This window comes from Butyrivibrio sp. M55 (assembly GCF_900116865.1).
Lineage (GTDB): Bacteria > Bacillota > Clostridia > Lachnospirales > Lachnospiraceae > Butyrivibrio.
Genome location: NZ_FPCD01000018.1, coordinates 13,377 through 37,607 on the forward strand (window position 1 = coordinate 13,377; position 24,231 = coordinate 37,607).

Below are 24,231 nucleotides of genomic sequence, written 5' to 3' on the forward strand. Positions count from 1 at the left end.
ATTATTGTTTTTATTGAAAGAATGCGTATAATTAGTGTTATGGTGTACCATAACACCATAACACTAAAAATTCTACGTCCTCACGGTGAGGACAATCTTTATGAGGTAGTTTTATGGCAGATTTAGGAACCGACGCAGGACACGCAACTCTCAATCTATCAACGAAAGTCTTGGAGCTTATAGGTAAGCTCATAGATAAAATCTTTGATCTTATCGTAAAAAGTAAAGAAAGAGGTTTGGTAGCGCTTGAGTATAAGCAGGCAAAAACAAAAGCAGAACAGGACGTTATTTTAAGAAGATTAAGAAGTAAAGCAGGTCTTGTAACAAAGGATCAGATGGAAAAGACGGGAAAAGAACGTATGAATGTAGGAGTTCAAATGTCTCCGGAAGATATGAAGCTTTTCTCAGATATAGCAAAACGATATGAACTTCCTTTCTATGGATTGGAGGTTCCTGGGACCGATCAAAAAGAGCTAGGTATTTTTTGCGAAGATCTTGAAAGGTTCAACTTGGCTTATAGCAGACTTTCTGATGAAAAAATCTTAAATAAGATTCAGCAGGATATTGATAATCTTGAAAGAAAGGGAGTTGAGAATCTTTCAGATGAAGAAAAGGATATGCTGAGAAATCTTAAAGAAGCAAAGCAAGCAAAGATAGATCAGATAACAAATAACTTCAATGAAGAGATGGACGAGTCAATCATGAAGGATGCCGTTCTTGATGATTTTGGAGATCTTAGAAAGATGGATATTCAGGAAGGTCTTGATAGACTCACAGGATATAACTTGTCAAAACCGGATTCTGGAGACTTTGTTTTAGCTTCTGCAACAAAGCCGGGCGACTATATTAAAGTTCATGGTTTTGATGATTCTTTTGAGAATGAAAAAGGAAAAAAGATCAATTATGTCCGGTCTCAATATGATGTTTATAAAAACGGGGAGCTTATTAAGAAGTTCGACGACAGAAGATATGTAGGAAGACCAAAAGGATATTGGGAGTCAATCAAAAGTGAAATGAGTAATATCCTTGGCAATCCTAAGTTTTTTTATAAATTTAAGACTGAGAGCATATATAAGTCTTGGGAAGAAAATGTAACCAAGCAGAATGATCAAAGAATGAACAACAATACAATTGAATCTCTTAAAGATGAGTTACAGAAAAAGGGATTTGGTTATGAAAATGGAAATGCGACATTACTTAATGATGTGACTGCTAAAGATGGAACGATTATTCCTAAAGGTCAGGCAATTGATAAAGAGTTTTTAGTAAATGTTCTTGGAAGAAGTAACGAATATACTTCATTCGAACAAAGACAGAATTTAGTGGAAGCATTTCTTATAAAGCAGTCTATGGATTCGCTTGAAAAGTCAAATGAGCTTGAGGAGAAACTCGGACTTAAGAAAGCGGAGATTGTTGTAGAAGAAGATCCGGCAAAAGTTACGCAGCTTAAATCGGAATACGATGATCTTGATAAGAAACTTAAAGCTGAAAAAGAGAACATTGATCGCATCAATGATAGAAGAACAAGGCTTATCGCATCAAGAGAAGAAAGAAATCTCTCTAATTCCAAGGAAGACCATACTCGTGACGATAGCCGTGAAGAACATATAAATGAAAATGAACAGACTTTTGCACAGCAGACTCCGGATGATTGGAAGAGTGAAATTGAAAAGAATCGTGTGGATCAGGCTGTTAAAAACAACGATATGGCTGTAAAAGGCCAAACAATGGAACATGCTGATATTGCAAAAGATATTTCAGATAAGACTAGATGATCGTCCTCACGGTGAGGACAATATGGAGGCACTAAATGAAAGTTGGATATGGATATCGATTAATACAGAATACAGTTTTTGGAAATGATCCTATTGATAATCATATAGGTGCATATGGATTTGAAACTGAAGAAGCTGCTGTAAAGGATGCCAAAAGGAGACTTCAGGAAGAGATAAAACAGAGTGCAATCTTCGTTTGGTCAATACAGTGCTATTCCTATACAAGAAATAAAGAGGGGGACATAGATGAAACCTAAAAAGGAGACCAGTATTCAATATATTCTTTATGCTGTGCTTCTTGTCATTGTTTTATACATTGCTTTTCATCTTGCTTACTGTAAGGCATATGTTGAAGTGCTTTTATCTACGGGAACTGTTAGTCCCCAAGAAGAGCTCAGTAATATTTTTAAGACTTTGGAACAAAAACTAAAAGAAGAGCCATTTGATTTTATCTGGACAGATAAATACTCGTTTAACTATCTTATGTATGGTTTTCTTGCTTGGTTCCTTACTGTTGTAGCAATAGAAAATTCCAAGAAGAATTACATTCATGGAAAAGAATATGGTACTGCAAGATGGGGAAAGCTCTCTGATATAAAAATGCTCTTTTCTGAGAATATCGCGAAAAAAGAGATTAGAGAACTTGGCCAGAGAAGGAATGTAATCCAAAGATTTTTTCTTAGAAAAAAGATAGTTAAACATTGGACTGATGAAGGAAACAGGATTCAAAAAGTCCTTTTAAAGGATGCTGAGATTCAAGAATTCAAACTCAGAGACGACGCGTCAAAGGGAGTAGATATTTCGAATTATCCCAAGCCAAAGAGTAAGGATGAGATAAGCGCAGAAGTTGCAAGTATTGTTGACGCAAACATAAAGAGAGAATGGAAGCCAGTTCTTTATGAAGAAGAATACAAAAAGCGAATAGACGATATTAATTCAAGTCCGTTATATGACAATGATGCTGAAAGGCAAAAACAACGTGATCGAGCAAAGAAAGATTTTGATGAGAAGTGTAAGAGCTTTTATTACGACAAGGATGAAGAGTTAAGAATAAAAGCAAAATATCACAATATGGATATGCTTCTTACAAAGACTGAAAAGATCTCATTCATTAACCAGCAGTCAATAAATATGAACACTCTTATTGTCGGTGGTTCCGGTATGGGTAAGACCAGAGGATATGTTATGCCAAACCTTCTTCAGGCACATTCTTCTTATGTCTTTACCGATCCCAAGGGCGAGATATTAGAAAAAGGCGGTTATTTCCTTGAACATGTACAAGGATATAAAGTCAGAGCTCTTGATCTTGTAGATAAGTCAAAAAGTGCTTGTTTTAATCCTCTAATATATCTTCACCCTGAAAGACCGGGATATGAAGAAAGAGTAATAGCTCTTGTAGAAACCATCATGATAAATACAGATGGAGGCGAAAAGAAAGATACACCGGATCCATTCTGGCCCAAAGCTGAGAGGATGTTTTTGCAGGCTCTCATTTATGCAATACCTAAAGCCTTTACTCCAAAACATCAAACATTTCAGACATTGTTAGATCTTATTGCAATGTTAGAAATTAAAGATTCAAGTAAAGAAGACTTTAATTCTGATCTTGATATCTTCTTTAGAAAATATAAAGAGAAGATGGGAGATGAGGATTTTGCATATAAAACGTATTCAGAGTTTAGAACAAAAGCTCCGGATAAGACCGGAAATTCAGTACTTATGTCTATTCTTGCAAGAATGCAGCCATTTAGAGGCTCAGAGATAGAGAGAATTTTTAGTACGGATGATATGCAGCTTGACCGGATAGGTGAAGAAAAGACAGCGATTTTTATCATTGTTCCACCTACGGACAAAACATTTTCGTTTGTGTCAGGAATGCTCTTTACTACTTTGTTCCAAGAGATACAGTATTGTGCTTCGGTTGTGCATAGACATGAAGGCCAAAGACTTCCTGTTCCTGTCAGACTTATTTTTGATGAGTTTGCCAATACCTGTGTTGTTCCAAACTTTGTTCAGCTTCTTGCATATGCACGAAGCTTTGGCGTAGGCATGACAATCATCTTACAGTCTCTTGAGCAGATTAAAAAGATATATGAGAAAGAATGGGGAGTCATCATAGATAACTGTAGTTCTATGTTATATCTTGGCGGTATTAAGCATATAGATACATTGAACTACTTTAGGGATCTTCTTGGAAAAGGTACTTTTGACAAAAAGACCACCGGAAGGACAAGAGGGCGTCAAGGTAGTAGTTCTACAAATGAAGATGTAGTTGGAAGAGGACTATTTGAGTCTGATGAACTATATGCGGAAATGAAGATTGATGAATGCATCTTATTTGTAAATGGTAGAAGACCTTTTTATTCCAAAAAGTACAAATATGAGGAACATCCAAATTATAGATTTACTTCTGATGGTAATTCAAATTACTCATATGAACATAATGCTATAAAACATGATCGTCCTCACGGTGAGGACAATAAAAATGAGAGTAAAACAGAAAAATCAAAACAGGATGCTATAAATGAAAACACTATTACAGAAATAGAGATAAAAGATCCTGGATATGATCTGAATCAGGAAGATGCAGTTAGGAGACTAACTGATAATCTAAATAAATATGATGTGATTTCAGATGATGAACTTGTTGTAGAAGATGGAGAAACTTCTGAAAAAGATCTAAATGATGCTTATGCAGAGCTGTTCTTAAAAGATGATACAGATGAAAGCAATATTACAGAAATACAGAAAAAAGATGATGGATATAGTCTGGATCAGGAAGCAGCGGCAAGGAGACTTGCAGAAAATTTTAATAAGTATGATGTGATTTCAGATGATGAGCTCATGGTTGAAGATGGAGAAACTTCTGAAGAAGATCTGAACGATGCTTATGCAGAGCTTTTCCTAAAGGATGAAAAAGAAGATTTTCTTAAAGTGACTCCTATAGATAAATTACAGGAAAAAGAAGTTACTGCATCAAAAAGAGAGATAGACATTATAAAGTCGTTAAGCTTTATGGTCCATAACATAAAAGATTTAGATTTTATTCCGGATGATGAACTTGTTGTTGAAGATGGTGAAACATCAGAATCGGATATTAATGAAGCGTATGCGAGACTGCTTGATGAAACATCGGAAGAAGATTTTGTTATGGATGATGAGGAAGACAGTCTTGAGCAGCTTCTAAAAGATCTGGAAGAAGAACTTGATCTTAAATCTATCGATGCCATAACAGAAAATGATGAAGATGATATATAAGAGTTTTTCTTTTTTACTGCTATTAGACGCTTTTAGGCGTTTGATATAGATACATATTTTTAAAATTAAAGTTCTTTGATGAAAAAGGAGAGAAAAAACATGAAAAGAGTATCAGTTAAGGAAAGAGTTGGAGAGTTTTTAAATCGTAATGCAGCTAGAATCGCTATATGTGTATTTGGCACATTTATGATTGCAGGGCAGGTATTTGCTGCTGATGCGCTTTGGACTACAATTGCAGGCCTTATTCAGACTTGGACAACAAGACTTGGAGGTGTAGTAATGTTCGTTGGTGGTATTATGTTTGGTCTTGGTTGGAAGAATGACGATGCAGATGGAAAGAGCCGCGGTATTAGTACTATGATTGCGGGTGGAATTGTTATAGCAGTCGCTGCACTTACTTCTCAGTTCTTTGCATAAAAGCGTTTTTTCAGAAAGATAAGAGGTAATAAATGGAAATTGCAAAAGATTGGTTAAAAAGCCTTCTTTCTGATGCATTTACAAGTTTTGACACTTTAGTTCAAAATGCCATTGATGTTTTAACAGGTGGTGGAGAGTTCTTTAAGGAATTTATTGTATGGCATAGAGTTATAAGTATGTCTCAAGCATTGAAGCCATTTTGCTATATAGTGATTGGTATCTGTTTGCTTATTGAGCTTTCTCAGGTTGCATCAAAAGTAGACATCATAAAGTGGGAGCATGGACTAAAGATTGCTATAAAAATGGCACTTTCAAAAGTAATGATTGATATAGCACCCACTTTTTTGAGAGCGTGTTATAACCAAGCTTCTTTATGGATTAATAAAATTGGTAATTCGGGAGGCTCTTCTATTGGAGAAGATTTAGTAACGCCTATGATAACAGAGGTTGATCGAGTACACGATTTCTTTCAACCGTGGATTCTGCTTGTAGTTGTACTTATTCCGCTAATTGCCATAAAGGTTTGCGGTCTTCTAATTGAAGTTATAGCTTTTGGAAGAATGTTTGAGCTTTATTGTTTGCTATGTATTTCGCCTTTACCTTGTGCTTTTTTTCCATTAGGCGATGGGTCAGGTGGGGGCTATAGCAGAATCACTAGAAAGTTTTTCTTAAACTTTATAGGTGTATGTTTACATGGCGTAATGATTATTATCAGCATAAAGATATTTGGCTTAATTATGACTGGAGCTGTTGAAGCTATGTCGGCAAATGTTGGAGGAGCTGATCCGGCAACAAATGTGTCTAACTTATGTTATTCCATGCTTTTAGGTGGAATTGTTCTCGTTATGGCATGTGCAAAGAGCGGACAATGGGCTAAGTCAGTTTTAGACGCAGGCTGATCTAGGGGAAGGAGGATATTTATATGATTGCAGTAAGAATTCCCGAAGAAATAAGAAAATATAAAGAAAAGCTTGCATTTGGACTTACAGCTAGGCAGCTCATATGTACGATTTTAACATGCGCTATATGTGTTCCTTTGTACTGGAAAGGAAAAGATGTAATTCCTGAAGATATACTTGGCTGGGCAATTATGTTTATTGCACTTCCATTATTGTCTGTTGGATTTATAAGGTTCAATGGCGTTCCTATGGAAAGAATGGCAAAGATATTCTTCTTAACACAGGTTCTTTATCCTATTAAGAGGAAATATAAGTCTGAAAATGCTTTTCGTACATGGCAGGATATGGCAGATGCTGAGGATAGACCTAAATCAAGCAGAGACAGAAAGAAGTTCAAGAAATACAAAGAGGAGTTAGCGTTGGAAAAAACATTTTTACTTGCGGAAGCGGAAGCAAATGGAGAGGCTACTTATACAAGTGATGTTGACAAAGAAGCTGCTCCATATGATGTAGATAAAGAAAAAATCCTCACGGTGAGGAATCCTTTAAATAACAAAAATAATAAAAAGAATAAAGACGAAAATAATAAAAAGAAAACAGAAACAAAACTTGCAAAAAAAGCAAAGGCTATTGAGCAGAAACAGATTGATAATCCTGAGTATGTACCTAACAAGAGGGAATTTGAAATCCTAAAAAAATATAAGTCTGAACAGCTTAAGCTTCGTAAACAGGAAATAGAAAGAGGTAAAAAGCAACTTAGAAAAAAGAACAGTGTACTCAAGAAGCGTAGACATGCCACAACAATTATTCCTAAGACTGTGCAACAATCTATTCCTTTTATAGCTGATTATGATGAAGGACTATTTGAGGTAGAGCCTAATAAGTTTAGCAAGATGTATGCTATCAAGGATATTAACTATAAGACAGCTCAGCAAGATGAGCAGGTTGATATTTTTGTAAAACTTGGAGAGTTCTTTAATCATTTTTCTGATGAGATGAAATTCCAAATCTGTATTGATAACAGGACAATGTCTAAGAAAGAACAACAGAGAAGAGTTTTTAAGCAGATGAAGAATGATGGTAATGACCGTCACAGAGTTGAGTATAACAAGGTTATTGCCAGAGCCATGAGCATTGGTAAGAACGATATGAATCTACAGAAATATATAACGGTTACTATTGATGCAGATTCACCTATTGAGGCATTGCTCAGATTTCATAAGATTGATGCGGAAGTTGTTCAAAATCTTAAGAAGATAGGATCGGATGGAAGAGTTCTTTCGACAACAGAAAGGCTTTCATTCTTCCATGACAAGTTCAGAAGAGGAAGAGAAGGCGAGTTCCATATTGATTATGATTATATCAAGAAGCAGGGCATCTCTTCTAAAGATTATATTGCTCCTGAATACATGGAGTTTAGGACAAAGCATATTCAGGTTGAAGATGAGTATTACAGAGTTCTCTATCTTAATAATCTTCCAAAATCTTTGCAGGATGAATTCTTTGCGCTTTTAGTAGATCAGGATTTTCCTATTACTACAACGTTGTCGATTCAGCCTGTAGCACAGGATAAAGGACTTAGAATCGTCAAGAAGCAGCTTACAGGTATTGAAGCAAATAAGATTGATGCAGAAAAGAGAGCGATTAAATCCGGTTATTCTCCGGAAACAATTCCTCATTCTATCAAGGATGCTCATGTACAGGCGGAAGAATTATATGATGACATGCTTAATAAAAATCAGAAGATGTTCTTCGTTACTATAACATGTCTGGTACATGGTAAATCTTTAGAAGAGCTTGATGATAACTGTAATCATGTAATGAGTATAGCAAGACAGTATACATGTCAGCTACAGTGCCTTACTATCCAGCAGGAAGAAGCATGGAGAGTAACACTTCCTTTTGGTTATCATCCACATGATATGTGTGTTGATAGAGCTCTTACAACTGAGGCTTCTTCAATATTCATGCCATTTAGAAACCAGGAGCTCTTCCATAGCGGTGGATTCTATTACGGAAGAAACAGTATTTCTCAAAACCTTGTTATTGTAAATAGAACAGAGATGAAGACTCCTTCAGGATTTATTCTTGGATCTTCCGGTTCTGGTAAATCATTTGCAGTTAAGAGAGAAATGCTTAATGTATTTCTTGATGATGATAAGACCGGAATACTTGTAATAGACCCTGAGAATGAATATTCAGCAATATGTAAGTGTTTTGGTGGAACAGTAATAAAGATATCAGCTGATTCAGATTTCTATATCAATCCTATGGATATGAATGAAAACTATGGACTTGATGAAGATGATGATGTCGAGCTTACACCGCTTAGTACAAAGAAAGAGAAGGCACTTAAGAAGAAGTCAGATTACATCTTATCTATTATTGAGAGAATGATTTCAATGGGCGGATCAGATTCAGCTTCAATGATCACCCCTTCTCAGAAGACTATCGTTGATAGATGTGTAAGAAAAGCATATGCGGAATATCTTGATCATGATTTTGATCCGGAGTATCTTCCTACACTTTTAACTCTTCAGGACGCACTTGATGAGGAAGGTGAACTTAGCGTAGATGCACATTATGTTGCTGAAGGTGTTGAGTACTTTACAAGAGGATCAATGGATGTGTTCTCCCATAAGACCAACGTTGATGTAAACAACAGATTTGTTGTATTTAATGTAAGAGATCTTGGAGAACAGCTTAGGCAGATTGCGCTTATCATTGTATTTGACTTTATATGGAACAGAATGGTTGAAAATAAGAACAAGGGCATAAGAACCTATTGTTACTGTGATGAGATTCACGTTATGTTCAGAAGCTATTATTCAGCAGATTATTTAAAGCAGCTTTATAAGAGAGGACGTAAGTATGGTCTTGTTATAACCGGAATTACTCAGGATATTGAGGACCTTTTACAATCGGAACAGGCAAGAGGAATGTTATCAAACTCAGACTTTATTATGATGCTTAACCAAAAGTCAGAGAACTTAAGAGTTCTTGCAGGTATGCTTAATATTTCAGAGTCACAGATGGGATATGTTACTAACGCTGATTCAGGTAACGGTTTGTTATTTGCAGAGTCAACACTTGTTCCATTTGAAGACAAGTTCCCTGAAGACAGTTACCTCTATAAACTTCTTTCAACAAAGTTTGGTGAAGGTGAAGAATCTGATAGAGAGATGGCTGAATATGTTGAAAAGCTTATTTCAGAGAGCAACTTTACAGAGCAAAAAACTGATAAAGAGATTGAAAAAGAGCTTAAAGACAAATATGGAATACAGGCATCCTAAGTTTTTCAACGTCCTCACGGTGAGGACTTTTATGTAAGGAGTTAGAATTGGCAAAGTATAAAGAAACAAATGATGTTTCGGGTGCCGCACGAGTAAGAAATAGTTATGTTGGTACTTCAAATCATGTAAATGCTTCTTTTATTGCTTCAAAGCCATCTGTAGGGAAAACAAAAACTTCATTAAATGAAGAATCACTGCGAAATGCTCTTGGAGCAATGAATAATGAAGTTAATAGAAAAACAAGAACAGATCATGTTCAGACAGCTTCGCAGGTGCAGGCTTCGGCCGTTCTTAGAACTGTTTCATCTGTAAATTACTATAATTCAAATCATATTACTACTAGTGATAGCTCAACGCCCAAAATACTAAAGCAGAAGAGTCTTTCGAATGATTTTAAGAATGATCCTATTAAAGCTATTAGCCAGGTATCAAGGTTATCGTCAAGCGATGATCTTGGTACAGCAAGCGTAGGAGGATTAGCTACTACTACTGTTGCAGGAATAACAGGATTTAAAGCTGCGCAGGGTGTTGCAGATGTAGGAATAAAGACAGCTGCGGCTACAGGAGACTTTGCTGTTAAAAGCGTAAAAACAGTTGGAGATTTTGCTCAAACTATGAGGGCCGGAGCTAATGTCACAAGGCTGGATGGTAGTGCTTATGAGATCTTAAAGCTTCATGCTAATGAAACAGGGTTAGCTCAAACAGCGATTGCTCATAATATTTTAAATGCAAAAAAAGTCGTTGATTTTGGAGCAAACGGCGTAAAGACAGTAGCTAAGGGAACAATTAAGACAGGGAAAGCTCTTTTTTACGCAGGGAAAGTAACTAGAAATGTTTTTGCAGGTGCATATACGTCAAAGCAGATTGTGCATGCGGTGGGAAAAGGAGCGTCTGCACTTGCATATGGAGCTTCACGTTTAGGTCGTAATGGAATAAAAACAGCGTTATCAGGAGTTAGATGGACTTTTGTAAAAGCGTTTCCTAAGACTTTTAAGTTCCTTGGTAAAGGAAGTATTGGTACATGGAGATTTGGAGCTAAAGCTTTAAGATCTAGTGGAGATTTAGGATTAGAAGCAGTAGGAACAACTATGGAAGCTGCTTATCAGGCAGCAAATGTAGCTGATAAAGCAGTTAAGGTTACAGTTAAAACTGCGCAAGTTGGCGGAAAAACCATTGTTCATGTTGGCAAAGGTGCTTATAGAGCCGGAGCAGGCGTTTACAAAGGAATAAAGTTTATCAAAAACAATGGCCTTAAAGCGGCATGGAAAAAAGCACGGCAAAAAGCTGGCAAAGCTACAGCTAAGGGTGTTAAAGGTGTAGCTAATCTATTACTTGAAGCGATTAAGAAACTTGGTTCAAAGTTTGTTGTTCCACTTGTTGTGATATTAGCACTTGTAATAGGAGTCAATGTCATTATAGCGCCTATAATGGGTGTTTTTAGTGTTTTTGGTGGAATTTTCAATAAAAAAGATACAGGTGAAGAAGTAAATATTGATAAATATCTTCAGGATGCTTCTAAAGGAATTCCGGCAAAGACATCGGCATATAAAAATGTTATTGTGACTAAGCTTAAAGATGCGGAGGGGACTTATGACATAGTAAGATTTAGGGCCAATACATCTGAACAGGCAGGTGGTCTTGTGACAGATCATACGTATGAAGCAGTAAGTTCAGTATTTCCGTCGGATGACGAAGTTATTGAAATGGCAAAGCCACTCTTTCAAGCAGTTATTCTTATGAAATATGAGAATAGTCCTTCGGAGGCTGAAGCTCAGGAATTACTGGATCATATTATAGATAAGATGTTTTCAGTAGTTCAGGCAGATACCACAGAGTATTGCGGACAGGATATTAAGACCGGAGAAGGTGAGGTTGATATTTGTGGTTCTTGTGGTGCGATACATGCCCATGATGATTGTCCAAATCCCAAACCTATGGAATACCATGATTCCTACACCTGCGATAAATGTTGTTATCATTACTGCCCTGGCCACTCAGAATTTGATCAGGCTTCAGGACTAAACTATACCAGCTATTGCGATGGTTGCGAAGATGCTTGTAATGGGCATATTGATTGTGGAGAACATAAAGTTACAACATTCACTCTTAACTGTGACGGTATATATGGACTTGTTCAAGAATATTTTACTGATCCGATAGACGACCTTGAAAGTATTTCTCCTAGGTCTGTTGAAGAAGATCAACAATTATCTCTTCTTAAATCATATTATGAAATCTTTGAACAAATGGCCAAAATGACAGGAATAGGCGGTTATTCTGGTGGATTATCACTTGTAGATTTAAGTAATGTTCAGTGGGTAAACGGAAGTCGTCCCGGATGTACTGAAATAGTTGAATATGCAAAACAGTATGTTGGAAATATTGGCGGACAACCTTTCTGGTCGTATTTAGGATTTGAAGAACGAGTTGCATGGTGCGCTTGCTATGTATACTATGTAATGCAAAATTCGGGATACGGTGGAAGCTATCCTACATCATCTAATTATGCGTACTGTCAGACTATGGCAAATGCATTCTCATCAGAAGGAAGATTTGCTGATAGGAGTTTTACAGAGATTGCACCCGGTGATGTTATTTATTTTGACTGGGGATGTGATGGACATACTGATCATACAGGAATTGTTATAGGGCGTGATGATAAAAAGGTATATACAGTTGAGGGAAATTCAGGAGATAAATGTAAGATAAAATCTTATAACCTTGATTCTCGGGTTATTTACGGATATGGTCTGATGAATTACTGATTTGTATTGTATTACTTTGGCGCTGTGATAGAATTCACGCATATCATAGCACTCTATAAGAGAAGGGATTTAAAGGTATATAAAGAAATGTATGCAGATAATAAAAAGGGGAAGGATAATTCAAGGTTATCCATAGGCATACCTCAAACAGGGAATATAAGATCTTATTCCAAAGGGGTAAATCACGATCAAAGAACGAAGGGGCTTAATCATCAGACTCATCCTGATAAGCTTCAGCATAGATTTACAGATAAATTTGGTAGATAAAAAGGAGAGCAAAAATGAAAAAGATTAGTAGAAGTATTATTGGATTTTTGTTGATGTTCTCATGTGTTGTTTCATTCTTTTCGGTTAATACTTACGCATCAGAATTAAAATCAAAGTGCACAGTAAAATTTATGGTAATTGATTCTTCAGGTAGTTATGATGGGACAAGTTTCACTGTAAAGATGGACGATATCATGGGCGAAGCATCTGAAGAATTTGTAGTTGAAAAAGCTGCTAGTTGGGGAAGTACTACAGGTAATGTACCTGCAGTTTCAGTTCCGGCGCCTACAACATATAACATCACGATAAGCGGATTAAAAGAAGGCTATAAGTTGCATGATTATATGGCTGGAAGTGATATAGATACTTCTTTTGCTGCTACTAGTAAAGGAGAGGTTACTTTTTATTGGGAAATAATACCGGACGACGGTACAACAGCAACTCAGGAAGTTGAGACAACAAAGGCTAACGCTACAGCAAATATAGTAGCTGATAATGCAGATGCAGAGGGTGTATATAAAGAGTTCTTGGATAATGTCTCATTTATAAAAGATGATCCAACTTGGGAATCATTTTTGCATAAGTACGGGGTTCCCGGAACCGTAAATGTGTTTGCAAGATTATACTCCACATATGTTGATAATGGAGATAAGTCAAAAGAAGAAATGATTGCTGAATTTGAGGCAATGTCTAACTATGATAGATTTTTATGGATCACAACTTATCTTTTTATGGCAGATAAGATTTATAATGGCCTTCCTGATGAATTAAGCTATGAAGATATGGTTGCCAATACTGCATGTCCGATGGGTACATTCGAACGTCGTAAGGATATAGATCAGTGGAACAACGCAGATACAGTCATTGCAGCTTACGATAAGTTACTTCATTGGCAAGCTGATTATATTGCAGCTAATGGAAGTCCTTTTAATTTCATAAATAATCGTTCTTATTTAGATGAGGTAGGCGGTACTGCAGATAAACCAAAAACAGATGAAAATATAGAGGAGCAAAAAAAGAAAGATCAGGAAGATATTGCGAAGATTCAGAAAGAAATGGAGAAGGAAGTAAATAAGGAAGAAGATAAAGGAATATGGTCGGATACTTTAGACATATTATCTTCTAACCTCATTACAATCTTGATATTATTCATTCTTCTTGGCGGTCTTGGATATGTAATCTATCTTAAAAAGAAGAACAATTATACAGATGATATTCACGAGAAAAAATAAAAGAGAAAGGGGTTTGATAAAATGGGAAATAACTACAGTCAATTACTCGAGAAAAAGCAGGCAAAACTAGAAAAACTGTATGGTATACTAGAGGATACAAAGGGCAAGATCAAGGCTCTTGAGAGCGAAATCAATACAATAAAGCTTACTCAGGATGCTGAACAGTTCGGAGCATTTAAGAAAGATCTTGCGGCTAAAAATTACAACGTAGATGCTATCCTCAGTGCCATAAGAGATGGCAGGATTGATTTAAGCGCATATTCAACGAGACAACCAGCTCAGACACATCAGTCGTTTAGTCAGACTCCGCCACAGCAGAATTTGGGATTTATGGAAAGCATGGAAAGCTAAGGGGAGTTAATACATGTCAAATATGGATTCTAGCATTAGTAAGGTTAACAGTAATGGATCAGTCGCAAATAAGATACAAAACAATCTAGAGTTCAAAATTATCACGGGTGAGTTAGCTCCTGGGGAAAAATTTCCCTCAATCCGTGAATTGGCTGAAACATACAAAATTGGCACAGTTACTGCACAGGCAATTGTAACCAATTTGAGCAAAGATGAGATAATAACAAAAAAGCCCGGAGTTGGATTCTTTGTTATGCCTTATGTAAAAGGGAAACTTGTTCAGAAGCACACTTCTGAGTGTAAAAAGATGCTTAAACGGGTTATAGAATATGCAGTACGATTTGGACTTGATCCTGAGGCTATTGTTGCTGAGGTTTTCAAAGAAGAGAATATTAAAGGATGATAGCCTCTAAAGTATAGAGGTAGTTAATGGATAAAAATTTAATAGGTTTACTTGCCAAAGGAAGTAAATTAGTAAATCTTTATACCGGTGATGTATATAAATTTTTGGAGCAAGAAGGAGATACCCAGTTTATAAGGGCGATACTTCAAAGCGAAGAAAAATGGAATAAGTATAAGATGGTCTACGAAGATGTTCCTGAGAAGGAAATGAGAGTAGATTCAGCGGAGCTTGTTCCGGGAGATAAGATCCCTTTTATCTCAGTTAAAGGAAAGAAGCTTTTTGATGTCCGCAATATGGATATCGTGACCTACACAAGAAACAAGGAGACCATCAAGGCAAGAGTAGTATATCTTGATGGAGGAAATGAAGATAAGGATACGGTATTTACTTTTGTAGGGCAGGACGGTAAGGATATTTCCGATACCGGAAAGGGCTATACTGCAGAACAGTTTGCAAACGATTTTAACAAGAAGAAAAAGGCTGTTAAAAGGATAGTTGTTGAGGACGGTTTCTTTGCAGAAAAAGATACAAGATTTAATCTTGCTGAGATCGCAGAGAAAGCTCCTAAGATTGAAGCTACAACAAGCACTGTTGTTACAACGAAAAAGGCATATAAGCCTCTTAATATTTCAGGGCTTAGAAATAGGCTTAAGAAACTCGGATTTTACTGCAAAGATCAGACTGCATTCACAAAGCTTAGTTTTTGGGATATGAAAGTCAAAAAGAAAAAAGAGATCGCAGTAACAGAGCAGCTCCTTATCTTGTTTAACAGTTCTGATGAAAGCAAACTTGATGAACTTAGAATGAATGATCCTGCATTATATGAGCAGGTAATCGAGATCAGAAAAAACAAGCTTGAGCAGTATAAGTTTATTGAAGCTTACAACGTTGTAAAGCAGCTTCTTATCCAAGAGACAAAGCAAAATTATCAGGTAGAACTTGCAAACATAAAGCGTAAGGCTTCTATCGATGTTACTGAGGAAGAAAAAGCATATACAAGCACCAATATTGTAAGGATTGAAAAGCAGATTGAAGAATGCGATAAAAAGCTTGATGAACTCAACGGCTTCAGGAAGACAATTTTAGAAGATCACAACAAGGAGCTTGAAGCTGTTAAAGCTATTAAAGATGCCAGAAAGAAAACCGGACATAATAAAGGCGGACTTTTTTCTGCAAAAAATAAGAAAAGCGTAGCATAAAAGCTACACTGATCAGTAAATATTTTTTCCTCACGGTGAGGAGTTTATAGGTGCATGGTGGTTATCATGCACCTTATTTTTTTAGTATTTATTATGGGGTATAAATTATGAATTGTTTAAATATTGATTCTAAAAAAGAATTACAGTCAGTAGATGCTGACAATCTTATTGGATTTACTTTGTTGGGGCAGTACAACACCAAAGATGATCTAATATTCTATAAGGGGGCAAAATATCAGCCACAAATCACAATAAACATCGAAATCCCGCTATCTCAGCGCTATAAATTTGGCATTTCCTTAGATAGAAATAGTGGTTATAGAGTAGTTCAAATTACTGATGATGGTGAAACTCGAGATTATACAGAAAACATATTTCAAATAAAAAATGCCATGCTAAATCCTCTTGATGGCTCACAGCACATTATTTCAGCAATTGAAGCACAAGAATTTATATTGAATAATTACGAATGTTTTGCTAATCAAAATGATCCTATGGGGCATCGATGCTATTATGACTAATTACGATGCTGCATTTGTTTGAGTAGTTGATTTAGATTCACTTCATAAAACTGCTTTTTAATGTAAGTAGATTATTATGTTAAGTAACGGAAAGGAAAACCTCATGAAATCAATAGAAAATGACACTCACTCAATATATCATTCTACTCATTATAAGTTGTGTACGGCGGAAAAGCCCTCGGTTGCCAAAGATATCGCGAAAGTAATCGGGGCTACTACTAAGAAGAATGGTTACTATGAAGGAAATGGATATAGAGTTACTTGGGCTGTAGGTCATCTCGTAGGGCTTGAAGAGCCTGAAAGTTATGGGTACATGGAGCAAAAAGAAATCTATGAGGATGGCAACGAAGAAAAGGCATGGAGCGAACTCCCTATTATTCCCAAGGAATTTAAGCTCAAAGTACTAGAGCCAACAAGGGATCAATTTAAGATAGTAAAAGATCTTATGCTTTCTGATGAAACAGATGAGATTATTGACTGCGGCGATATGGGACCTGAAGGACATATTCTGCAATGGTTTATTAGAGAAAAAGCAGGATGTAAAAAGCCGGTAAGAAGGTTCTGTGCAACATCTATGACAAAAGAAGCTATTCTTTCTGCCATGAATAATCTAAAGCCTATAGATAATTATAAGAACATAATAAAGGGCGAATACTGCAAGAAAAAAGCAGACTGGATAATTGGCATGTCACTAAGTAGAGCCGGGTCACTAAAGTACAATACGAATTTCAGTGTTGGAAGGGTGCAGAGTCCTACACTTTTCTTTATTGTTAAAAGATACATCGATGTGACAAATTTTAAGAAGAAAGACTTCTATACCATGAGAGCAGATCTTGATGGTTTTTCTGTATTCTGGAATAAGGATGTAGATGGTATTTTTGCATCAGACGTTAAGGACAGCGAAAACAGGGTAATAACAAAATTTGTTGTAGATAATAAATGCGCTGCAATAAGGGCAAGCAAATATGGCACCGTAACGGAGCTTAAGACAGAAAAGAAAGCGACAAACAGGCCGCAGCTTTATGACATTACTGAGCTTGAAAGAGATGCCAACAGAAAGTACGGATATACTGCAGCTGAAACACTTGCTACAGCTCAGGCTTTATATGAGACTCAGAAAGTTCTTAGTTATCCAAGGACAGACAGCCGTTATATTACAAGTGATCTTGAGCCTTATATGGCTGATAGGATAAAGCAGATCTCAACACTCCCAAAGTACAGGAAATATAGTGACGGTCTACTTTCTGAAGGACTGAACATAGATAAGAGAATAGTAGATGATTCAAAAGTAACTGATCACCATGCTCTTATCTGCACTGAAAACATAGAAGGTTTTGACCTTGAAAAGCTCATCCCTACAGACGAAGAAAAAAGGAAAGGTGTTTCTGCAGAAAAGATGAGGAACATTCTTGATCTTGTTCTTACACGTATGATAGTTGCTTTTTCACAGCCGTATTTTTACCTGCAGACGTCTGTAGAAGTCACATTCCTTGATGATATAAGGTTTACTGCAAGCGGAAAGCGGACTGTTAAAGAAGGCTGGAAAGGTGTTCAGAAAGGAATCATCGGAAGTATAGATGAGGAAGATGAAGATTCATCTGAAGAACAGCTTTTTCCGGATATAAAAAAGGGAATGCAGGTAGAGATAAAAGACTGCGTGACCGTTTCCAAAAAGACTACGCCTCCAAAGCTTCATACTGAAGCTACACTTCTTACGGCTATGGAAAATGCAGGAGCGTCTATTGAAGGCGGCGAGATCTTAAAAGGACGCGGTATCGGTACTCAGGCTACAAGAGCTGAGATAATAAAAGTTCTCTTTGAAAAGAAGTACTGTGAGACCTTGAAGAAGGGGAAGACAAATTACATTATTCCTACAAAAAAAGGACTTAAGATAATAAGAGCTCTTCCGGTTGAACTTACATCACCAAAGCTCACGGCAGACTGGGAGAATAAGATAGCTCTTATAGCTGACGGAAAAGCTGATGAAAATGACTTTATGAAGGAGTTTATTCCATTCATAAAAGATAAGACACAAGAGATAAAGAACAGCACTCTTTCTATTGATTTTAGGGATTCAAGGGATCCTGTAGGAAAATGTCCGTTCTGCGGAAGGGATGTACTTAAAGGAAAGAGCAAGAAGACAGGAGCCACTCTTTTTTATTGCTCAAACAAGTTTGATAAAGATGATCCGTGCGGCTTTATGTTCTCTGTTGATTCGCCTGTATTTATCACAAGAATAGGTAAGAGCATTACAGAGAAAGAAGCGATAAAGCTTATTACGGCAAAATCTATTACTAAAACCTGCAAGAAAAAGACAGGAGAAGGAACATATAAGGCAGTCTTTAGCTTTTCTAAGACAAATAGGGACGGGATTCCCGGCACATCAATCGATGTAGAGTTTGCCAATAAGAAAAAGGCTGTTAAGAAGCACTCGTTTTAAATAAATCGGGAGAAATATAGATGAAGCGTACATTTATAAAAATATTAAAGTTTTCACCGCTCATATTCATAGCTGTTATAGTTTTGTTATTTAAGATTTCCTGTCCGATTAATGATAAAGTTTCCCGTGATGTCGTTAAAGAACTAAAGCAAATCCCTTTACCTGCAGGCACGGTTGTAGTTGAAGAAAAGGCAATAGCTGACAGACTTTGCGGAAACGGTGATGGGGTTCAGTACTTCGGAGCGCTTTTACTTAAGAGCGACTTATCTTTAGAGGAATTAGATGAGTATTATGCGCAGTATAGAGATGATAATGCTTGCTATAGAGTTGAGCATCAATATGATAGTGAAATAAAACAAGACAAGTTATCTCTTCATCAGGACAATTCTTTTGAGACTACTATTGATTCCGACAACTATTATATCTTATATGCGTGGGGAAACTACGATAGCATGTTCACATATTTAGATTGGCGTGGAATTAATTAAAATTTACAATTCAATATTACTAAATGTTCAATATAGCGATTTTATAGATATACTCTACATTAGAGCGTTTTCATGTGTTATAATTTTAGTGTGATGGCAACGCATTACACTAATTTTACTAACTCGATTTTAGCCACGTCCTCACGGTGAGGACGTGTTTTTTTTATAAAGGTACAGCTTTATGGGAGTATTTAACGACAACTACAAGAAAAATGCCTATGTAGAGCTTGAAAAGGATATTACACAGCTTGAAAGCAAGCGTGAAATGCCAAGCAAAGATGATATGGCAAGGTTTAACGCCAATGTTCAATTTGCTCAGCGACTTAGGCTTATAAGCATAGAAAAAGCAAAAGAACTTCGCAAAAGGATCCATGATCTTGAATATACAAGAAGGACTCAAACCGGACTTATTGATGATGGTTATGAAAATCCTCTTGAAAGAGAGATCCGTTTTTCCAACATGGAAGAGTTAAAAAAAGAGATTGCTGAAGATCGTGCAAGTTATCTTGCAAGTACAGAGACAAAGGATTGCACAAGACCTGCAGAAAGCATAAAGGCACCTGAAAAAAGCGAAGTAGTGCATTCACGATAAGTTAAGAGGGAACATATGGCGAGTGAAAATGAATCAAAAAATGAATTATATGAGAAGATAAAAGATGGAATAATCAATGTTTTTACAGACGAAAACTTTAAGAACTGGCTTAATACCACTTCATGTTATTATTCGCATTATTATTCCATGAATAACGCAATGCTTATTCATAAGCAGAATCCTAATGCGACTTACTTGTTTGGATATGAACAATGGAAAGACTTAGGAAGACAGGTCAACAAAGGCGAAAAGGGAATTAAGATACTTGTTCCTGTTAAAGCTTATGAAAAAAAGCAGGGTGATTTTTTGCGTTATGTAATAGACAGTCTCAATAAAAAGCTTGATGCAAATAAGTCAGAAGAGATTGTTTATCATGATCTAAATGCCAGCGGAAGTCAAAAAATAGCCTTGAACAGGAATATTCCAGGCAATTATGGTCTAGTCGTAAATGGCCAGTATAGATCAGTTCTTACAGAAGAACAGTTAGGAATGTACATAAAGCAGCGTGTTTTGAATAAGTTTGTTCAGAGGTATACACATGCAACTGTATTTGACATATCACAGTGTCATATTCCTCAGTATCTATGGCTTAAAGAAGGTAAGTTTAAAAAAGAAGATCTTGCGTTAAATGAGCATGGAAAGCCTGTCAGATCATTACGCGGAGAATACAGGGTAAAAAATACCGATGAGCGTATAAAGAAATTTACTACCGATATTGATTTAAGTATAAAGCCCATAGATGCTGACAAAGCAGAAATACTTTATCAGGCATTAAAGAATGTATGTGAAAAAAATGGTGTTCCTGTTTATGAAGTACCAAAAGTAACTGATCCTCAATTAGCGTCTGGAATTAAAGCTTATTTTGAAAGAGAAAATGATATAAGAAATCTTGGAAAAGGATACATTGTAATTCCTGCAGAATTAAGCAATAAGACACAGGTTATTCCAGATTTTATACATGAAATAGCACATGCCAATCTTCATGGAACAGAAGAAAAAGCAAATTTATATGATAGACATGTAAGAGAAATTCACGCAGAAGCTATAGCCTATTCAATTGCAAGTCAATTTGGGATAGATATAGATACTAAGAGTTTCATATATCTTGCTTCTTGGCAACAAGATCTCGATTTTAAGGAGCTTAAGAATAATCTGGAAGTCATATATAACGAATCCAGAAGGATGACTAACGAAATAACTACAGAGCTTGATAGGCTCGGGTATAATCGTGATCTTACTAAAAAAGATAATCCGATCATGCCTGACCATTTGGAAAAGCTATCTCAAGAGTATGTAGATAAAACAGTAGACGTTCAGAAAAGAGTAGATGAGATCAAGTATGAGCTTCCTAAGATGCTTATTGATAACAAGAATAATCCGGAGCTTACTGCAATCATCAAAGGACAGGCAGCTATAGTAAAATTACAGCAACAAGATCTTGAGCTTATATACAATAAAGTATCGGAACTTAAAGCTGCAACGAATCGATCTGATCAGGATTCCATACTAAAGACATTGGATAGTACTCTTATAAGGCTGAATCAGTACTCAATGAAGATTGATGAGCTATCTAATCAGTTTATTGATATAGCATCAAAAAAACAGATAAATAGGGTTGAAGAATTCAAGCTCAAGCCTATGACAGTTCTTAGAGATCTTGCAAAGAGTTATCCTGTTTTAAAGGATCTTTCAAGGATGCAGCTTGCATATATTGCAAGAAGCAAATATATATCAAATAATTATGGAAAGCTGCTTGATACAGATCCTGCAAAATTTGCAGAAATAGTAGCAAAGAGAGCTTCAAAAATTGATAGCGTGATTGCTAAATCAAACATATTTATTGAGATCAACTACTGTGAGCAATGGTTTAATAATCCGATATTTGAAGCCGGGCAGTTATTACATCCAAGGAATGCGGAGACTATATCAAGACAGGCAGAAAAACAGATCAAAGACATGCAGGAAGCAACAAGTGACTACATACCTTACACGAAATGTGATTTCACAATATTTGATGCTTCCGGTAAGAATCTATTACCGCTTACAGACAGGATGGATATAGGAGATGGCTATCAGACTTCATTTAAAGACTTTTTAAGCAAGTTTTCATCGGCTAAGGCAAGACTTATCACCGAAAAATGGGAACAGGCTATAAAAGAAACTTCTGTTAAGGATAAGATATATACAGAGCCCAAAGCAGAGGCAATAGATATACCTGCAGATAAAGAAAATATACTTAAGAATCAACAGTCTGCAGAAGAATGGAAATCAGCAATAAACAATGAAAAACAAGCATTGGAGCAAAGCTCTGATAGCTTAGAAAGAGGTAAAAGTGAGCTAGAAGCAGAAACGCGTAATGAACATAACAGATAACGGGGGAGATGTTCATTTATAAAAGGAGAGAAACCATGGGGATTTTTAAAAAAGTATTGCAAAATGAGAACGTAACGGACAACAGCACTATAGAACAGGATGAGTTCCAGATTCCTAAACTGGTTCTTTGTAGGACACCTGGCCCTGAAGAAATGGAGCGAAGAAAAAAGATATCTTCTCTTAGAAAGCAGTATGGCGTTAGGATTGAAGATACAAAAACAGCATATTAAAGGTAGTAGGCGGGATTTTCCCGTCTATTATTTTGCCTTAAAAATTTTATTTTGACGTTGTGTGTACTATGTGCTATAATAATAGAGTAAAGAATGAACCGTTTATAAGTGAAAAATAAGGATTAATTTCGAATTGCAGTACAAATCAGTCAGGCGAGAGAGAGATTATGAAAAGAATTTCAAACAACGATTTATTCAAGCGCTTACAAAAAGCAGCCTCTGAACACAATGTTACGCTCAGCTATTCAGCAAAACTATTTTATATCCGGATCCTTGATTATGCTCTTACTCACGGTGAGGAAACAGAAGATGGACTGTTAATCAATCTTCCTGTATTGAAGATGGGTGAAATGGCGGAGCTATCCGGCAGAATGGCTGAAAAAGCGCTCAAATCTTTAAGTGAAAGCGGTGTTATACTCCGTAATAAGATATCAACAAGATTAGCAACTACAGTGTTTGTGCGCTCCTTTTATGAAGCGTAAGAAAGGAAATGACTATGGATTCAGTAGAAAATTTATTTATTACGGAAGAAAGACAGATTCTTAATGACACCATCGTAACCGGAATGACAAAAAAAGAGATCTTAGATGATCTGGCCCTGCAGTATGAGGCTAATGATAGCGAAGAAGATACTCTTTCAGGCTATAGAGACCTTCTTAAAAGTGTATCTGATAAGATTGAGTCATTATCAGAAGAACAGGTGAATTATCTCATTACACTTGTTCCATTAGAAGTGGCATATTCATATGAGACCAATGTGGATGAAGTTCCTGAAGACGAAGTGGAATGATCGTAAATGCAAAGAAAGTTACTTGATAATTGATTTATTTTAATAATAGAGGATCATGATTTATGACTGTACAAGCTGCTCAAAGAATAATAGAAACTCTAAAATTGAAAAATAATAGATATGTTTTCTATCAAAATGAAGAAGACAGGCAAGAAAATAAGTTGTGTATAACCAGAGCTATAGATCATACCTTATTAACAATAAGATTAGATGATTATGCAAAATTCAACTCTTACGGTGATCTTGATATAAATGAGACAGCTGCTTACATATTAAAAATGATAAATAAGGCATTTAAAAATATGCCTTCCACTTACAAACACAATGCAGAAATGTTCATGCATATATTCGTGTTTGCAATCATTTTACGATTGCTATTTGATAAAATCTTTGAAACTATTGAATTTTTGGGGATTTTAAAATAATTATATATAAAAGAGGAACTTTGACTTCTGGTCAAAGTCCTTTTCTGATGGAGAGAAGGTTACAAGGTAGGCGGATTATTTGACGCTTACCAATCTATAGTATAATTATATTGTTTGGGAGGGATATTATGGCATACAAAATTGATGGTATGAATGTAAGTTATGATTATTCGGAACTTATTATGGAGCTAAAGTCTGATGTAGCTGAAGGTTTATTAGATACTTCCAGCATTATTAACATTGTAAGAGCGCCCGGTTCAAAGCTTATGGGAGTTAACTATATTCCTATCGTTGACTACTATTGTCCCAATGCCCTTATAGAATTAACGGAGCCTTTGGAGATTCTATATAACCGGGATGAGTATACAGATAAGGAATGGGAAGATATGGAAGAGGAAAGGAGGCAGATATTAAAGAAATATCGCCAAGACGAGCCCTTCTTTGAAAAAGCAACTGTTTTAGCCGTTCTTACAGAGATGGAGCAGTGGAATAAAATACTTTAAATAGATACTT

21 protein-coding genes are annotated in these 24,231 nt (G+C 36.1%); all 21 read left to right on the forward strand.

All coding sequences use genetic code 11. The annotated features are described in order from the left end of the window. Positions 1-113: 113 nt before the first annotated feature. The 21 genes from BM398_RS14550 (at position 114) to BM398_RS14655 (ending at position 24,221) form a co-directional block, all read left to right on the forward strand. The gene (locus tag BM398_RS14550; protein ID WP_092338634.1) at positions 114-1,775 is read left to right on the forward strand and encodes a ring-infected erythrocyte surface antigen domain-containing protein; all 1,662 of its coding nucleotides are present in this window, start codon (positions 114-116) and stop codon (positions 1,773-1,775) included. Positions 1,776-1,810: 35 nt separating this feature from the next. After that, entirely contained in the window at positions 1,811-2,032 is a 222-nt protein-coding gene (locus BM398_RS14555) for a hypothetical protein (protein WP_092338636.1), read from the forward strand. Further along, positions 2,022-5,033, forward strand: a complete 3,012-nt coding sequence (locus BM398_RS14560; protein ID WP_092338638.1) for a VirD4-like conjugal transfer protein, CD1115 family — start codon at positions 2,022-2,024, stop codon at positions 5,031-5,033. Before BM398_RS14555 ends, BM398_RS14560 begins: the two co-directional genes overlap by 11 nt. 99 nt (positions 5,034-5,132) lie before the next feature. After that, complete coding sequence (locus tag BM398_RS14565; RefSeq protein WP_092338640.1) at positions 5,133-5,450, forward strand: hypothetical protein; 318 nt, start codon at positions 5,133-5,135, stop codon at positions 5,448-5,450. Between the two features lie 32 nt (positions 5,451-5,482). Beyond that, a complete protein-coding gene (locus BM398_RS14570) occupies positions 5,483-6,349 on the forward strand; it encodes a VirB6/TrbL-like conjugal transfer protein, CD1112 family (RefSeq protein WP_092338642.1) in 867 nt (288 codons plus the stop codon). 23 nt (positions 6,350-6,372) lie between these two features. After that, complete coding sequence (locus tag BM398_RS14575; RefSeq protein ID WP_092338644.1) at positions 6,373-9,642, forward strand: VirB4-like conjugal transfer ATPase, CD1110 family; 3,270 nt, start codon at positions 6,373-6,375, stop codon at positions 9,640-9,642. A 47-nt stretch (positions 9,643-9,689) separates the two neighbouring features. Beyond that, positions 9,690-12,407, forward strand: a complete 2,718-nt coding sequence (locus BM398_RS14580) for a CHAP domain-containing protein (RefSeq protein WP_092338646.1) — start codon at positions 9,690-9,692, stop codon at positions 12,405-12,407. A 281-nt stretch (positions 12,408-12,688) separates the two neighbouring features. Beyond that, positions 12,689-13,906 (forward strand): hypothetical protein, encoded by a 1,218-nt coding sequence (locus BM398_RS14590; RefSeq protein WP_092338651.1) that lies wholly within the window; start codon positions 12,689-12,691, stop codon positions 13,904-13,906. A 21-nt stretch (positions 13,907-13,927) separates the two neighbouring features. After that, entirely contained in the window at positions 13,928-14,257 is a 330-nt protein-coding gene (locus BM398_RS14595) for a hypothetical protein (RefSeq protein ID WP_092338653.1), read from the forward strand. 13 nt (positions 14,258-14,270) lie between these two features. Continuing rightward, entirely contained in the window at positions 14,271-14,660 is a 390-nt protein-coding gene (locus BM398_RS14600; RefSeq protein WP_092338655.1) for a GntR family transcriptional regulator, read from the forward strand. 26 nt (positions 14,661-14,686) lie between these two features. Beyond that, positions 14,687-15,859: a hypothetical protein gene (locus BM398_RS14605; protein WP_092338657.1), complete on the forward strand. Its 1,173-nt coding sequence runs from the start codon at positions 14,687-14,689 to the stop codon at positions 15,857-15,859. Positions 15,860-15,966: 107 nt separating this feature from the next. Then, entirely contained in the window at positions 15,967-16,380 is a 414-nt protein-coding gene (locus BM398_RS14610) for a hypothetical protein (RefSeq protein ID WP_092338659.1), read from the forward strand. Positions 16,381-16,483: 103 nt separating this feature from the next. Continuing rightward, positions 16,484-18,820, forward strand: a complete 2,337-nt coding sequence (locus BM398_RS14615) for a DNA topoisomerase (RefSeq protein WP_175531970.1) — start codon at positions 16,484-16,486, stop codon at positions 18,818-18,820. Between the two features lie 20 nt (positions 18,821-18,840). Then, positions 18,841-19,308, forward strand: coding sequence for a hypothetical protein (locus tag BM398_RS14620; protein WP_092338663.1), 468 nt, complete (start codon positions 18,841-18,843; stop codon positions 19,306-19,308). A gap of 181 nt (positions 19,309-19,489) precedes the next feature. Beyond that, complete coding sequence (locus BM398_RS14625) at positions 19,490-19,900, forward strand: hypothetical protein (protein WP_092338665.1); 411 nt, start codon at positions 19,490-19,492, stop codon at positions 19,898-19,900. Between the two features lie 15 nt (positions 19,901-19,915). Continuing rightward, entirely contained in the window at positions 19,916-22,273 is a 2,358-nt protein-coding gene (locus BM398_RS14630) for an LPD25 domain-containing protein (RefSeq protein ID WP_092338667.1), read from the forward strand. Between the two features lie 35 nt (positions 22,274-22,308). Further along, positions 22,309-22,503, forward strand: a complete 195-nt coding sequence (locus BM398_RS14635; RefSeq protein WP_092338669.1) for a hypothetical protein — start codon at positions 22,309-22,311, stop codon at positions 22,501-22,503. Positions 22,504-22,670: 167 nt separating this feature from the next. Continuing rightward, the gene (locus BM398_RS14640; protein WP_092338671.1) at positions 22,671-22,985 is read left to right on the forward strand and encodes a hypothetical protein; all 315 of its coding nucleotides are present in this window, start codon (positions 22,671-22,673) and stop codon (positions 22,983-22,985) included. Between the two features lie 14 nt (positions 22,986-22,999). Further along, positions 23,000-23,293 carry a hypothetical protein gene (locus BM398_RS14645; RefSeq protein ID WP_092338673.1) on the forward strand — a complete coding sequence of 98 codons (294 nt, stop codon included), beginning with the start codon at positions 23,000-23,002 and terminating at the stop codon, positions 23,291-23,293. 62 nt (positions 23,294-23,355) lie between these two features. Further along, the gene (locus tag BM398_RS14650; RefSeq protein WP_092338675.1) at positions 23,356-23,718 is read left to right on the forward strand and encodes a hypothetical protein; all 363 of its coding nucleotides are present in this window, start codon (positions 23,356-23,358) and stop codon (positions 23,716-23,718) included. Positions 23,719-23,846: 128 nt separating this feature from the next. Beyond that, entirely contained in the window at positions 23,847-24,221 is a 375-nt protein-coding gene (locus tag BM398_RS14655; protein ID WP_092338677.1) for a hypothetical protein, read from the forward strand. Positions 24,222-24,231 lie beyond the last annotated feature (10 nt).

Coding starts and splice junctions, on each gene's coding strand:
- BM398_RS14550 (WP_092338634.1), top strand. CDS start 114: ATGGCAGATTTAGGAACCGACGCAGGACACGCAACTCTCAATCTATCA.
- BM398_RS14555 (WP_092338636.1), top strand. CDS start 1,811: ATGAAAGTTGGATATGGATATCGATTAATACAGAATACAGTTTTTGGA.
- BM398_RS14560 (WP_092338638.1), top strand. CDS start 2,022: ATGAAACCTAAAAAGGAGACCAGTATTCAATATATTCTTTATGCTGTG.
- BM398_RS14565 (WP_092338640.1), top strand. CDS start 5,133: ATGAAAAGAGTATCAGTTAAGGAAAGAGTTGGAGAGTTTTTAAATCGT.
- BM398_RS14570 (WP_092338642.1), top strand. CDS start 5,483: ATGGAAATTGCAAAAGATTGGTTAAAAAGCCTTCTTTCTGATGCATTT.
- BM398_RS14575 (WP_092338644.1), top strand. CDS start 6,373: ATGATTGCAGTAAGAATTCCCGAAGAAATAAGAAAATATAAAGAAAAG.
- BM398_RS14590 (WP_092338651.1), top strand. CDS start 12,689: ATGAAAAAGATTAGTAGAAGTATTATTGGATTTTTGTTGATGTTCTCA.
- BM398_RS14595 (WP_092338653.1), top strand. CDS start 13,928: ATGGGAAATAACTACAGTCAATTACTCGAGAAAAAGCAGGCAAAACTA.
- BM398_RS14600 (WP_092338655.1), top strand. CDS start 14,271: ATGTCAAATATGGATTCTAGCATTAGTAAGGTTAACAGTAATGGATCA.
- BM398_RS14605 (WP_092338657.1), top strand. CDS start 14,687: ATGGATAAAAATTTAATAGGTTTACTTGCCAAAGGAAGTAAATTAGTA.
- BM398_RS14610 (WP_092338659.1), top strand. CDS start 15,967: ATGAATTGTTTAAATATTGATTCTAAAAAAGAATTACAGTCAGTAGAT.
- BM398_RS14615 (WP_175531970.1), top strand. CDS start 16,484: ATGAAATCAATAGAAAATGACACTCACTCAATATATCATTCTACTCAT.
- BM398_RS14620 (WP_092338663.1), top strand. CDS start 18,841: ATGAAGCGTACATTTATAAAAATATTAAAGTTTTCACCGCTCATATTC.
- BM398_RS14625 (WP_092338665.1), top strand. CDS start 19,490: ATGGGAGTATTTAACGACAACTACAAGAAAAATGCCTATGTAGAGCTT.
- BM398_RS14630 (WP_092338667.1), top strand. CDS start 19,916: ATGGCGAGTGAAAATGAATCAAAAAATGAATTATATGAGAAGATAAAA.
- BM398_RS14635 (WP_092338669.1), top strand. CDS start 22,309: ATGGGGATTTTTAAAAAAGTATTGCAAAATGAGAACGTAACGGACAAC.
- BM398_RS14640 (WP_092338671.1), top strand. CDS start 22,671: ATGAAAAGAATTTCAAACAACGATTTATTCAAGCGCTTACAAAAAGCA.
- BM398_RS14645 (WP_092338673.1), top strand. CDS start 23,000: ATGGATTCAGTAGAAAATTTATTTATTACGGAAGAAAGACAGATTCTT.
- BM398_RS14650 (WP_092338675.1), top strand. CDS start 23,356: ATGACTGTACAAGCTGCTCAAAGAATAATAGAAACTCTAAAATTGAAA.
- BM398_RS14655 (WP_092338677.1), top strand. CDS start 23,847: ATGGCATACAAAATTGATGGTATGAATGTAAGTTATGATTATTCGGAA.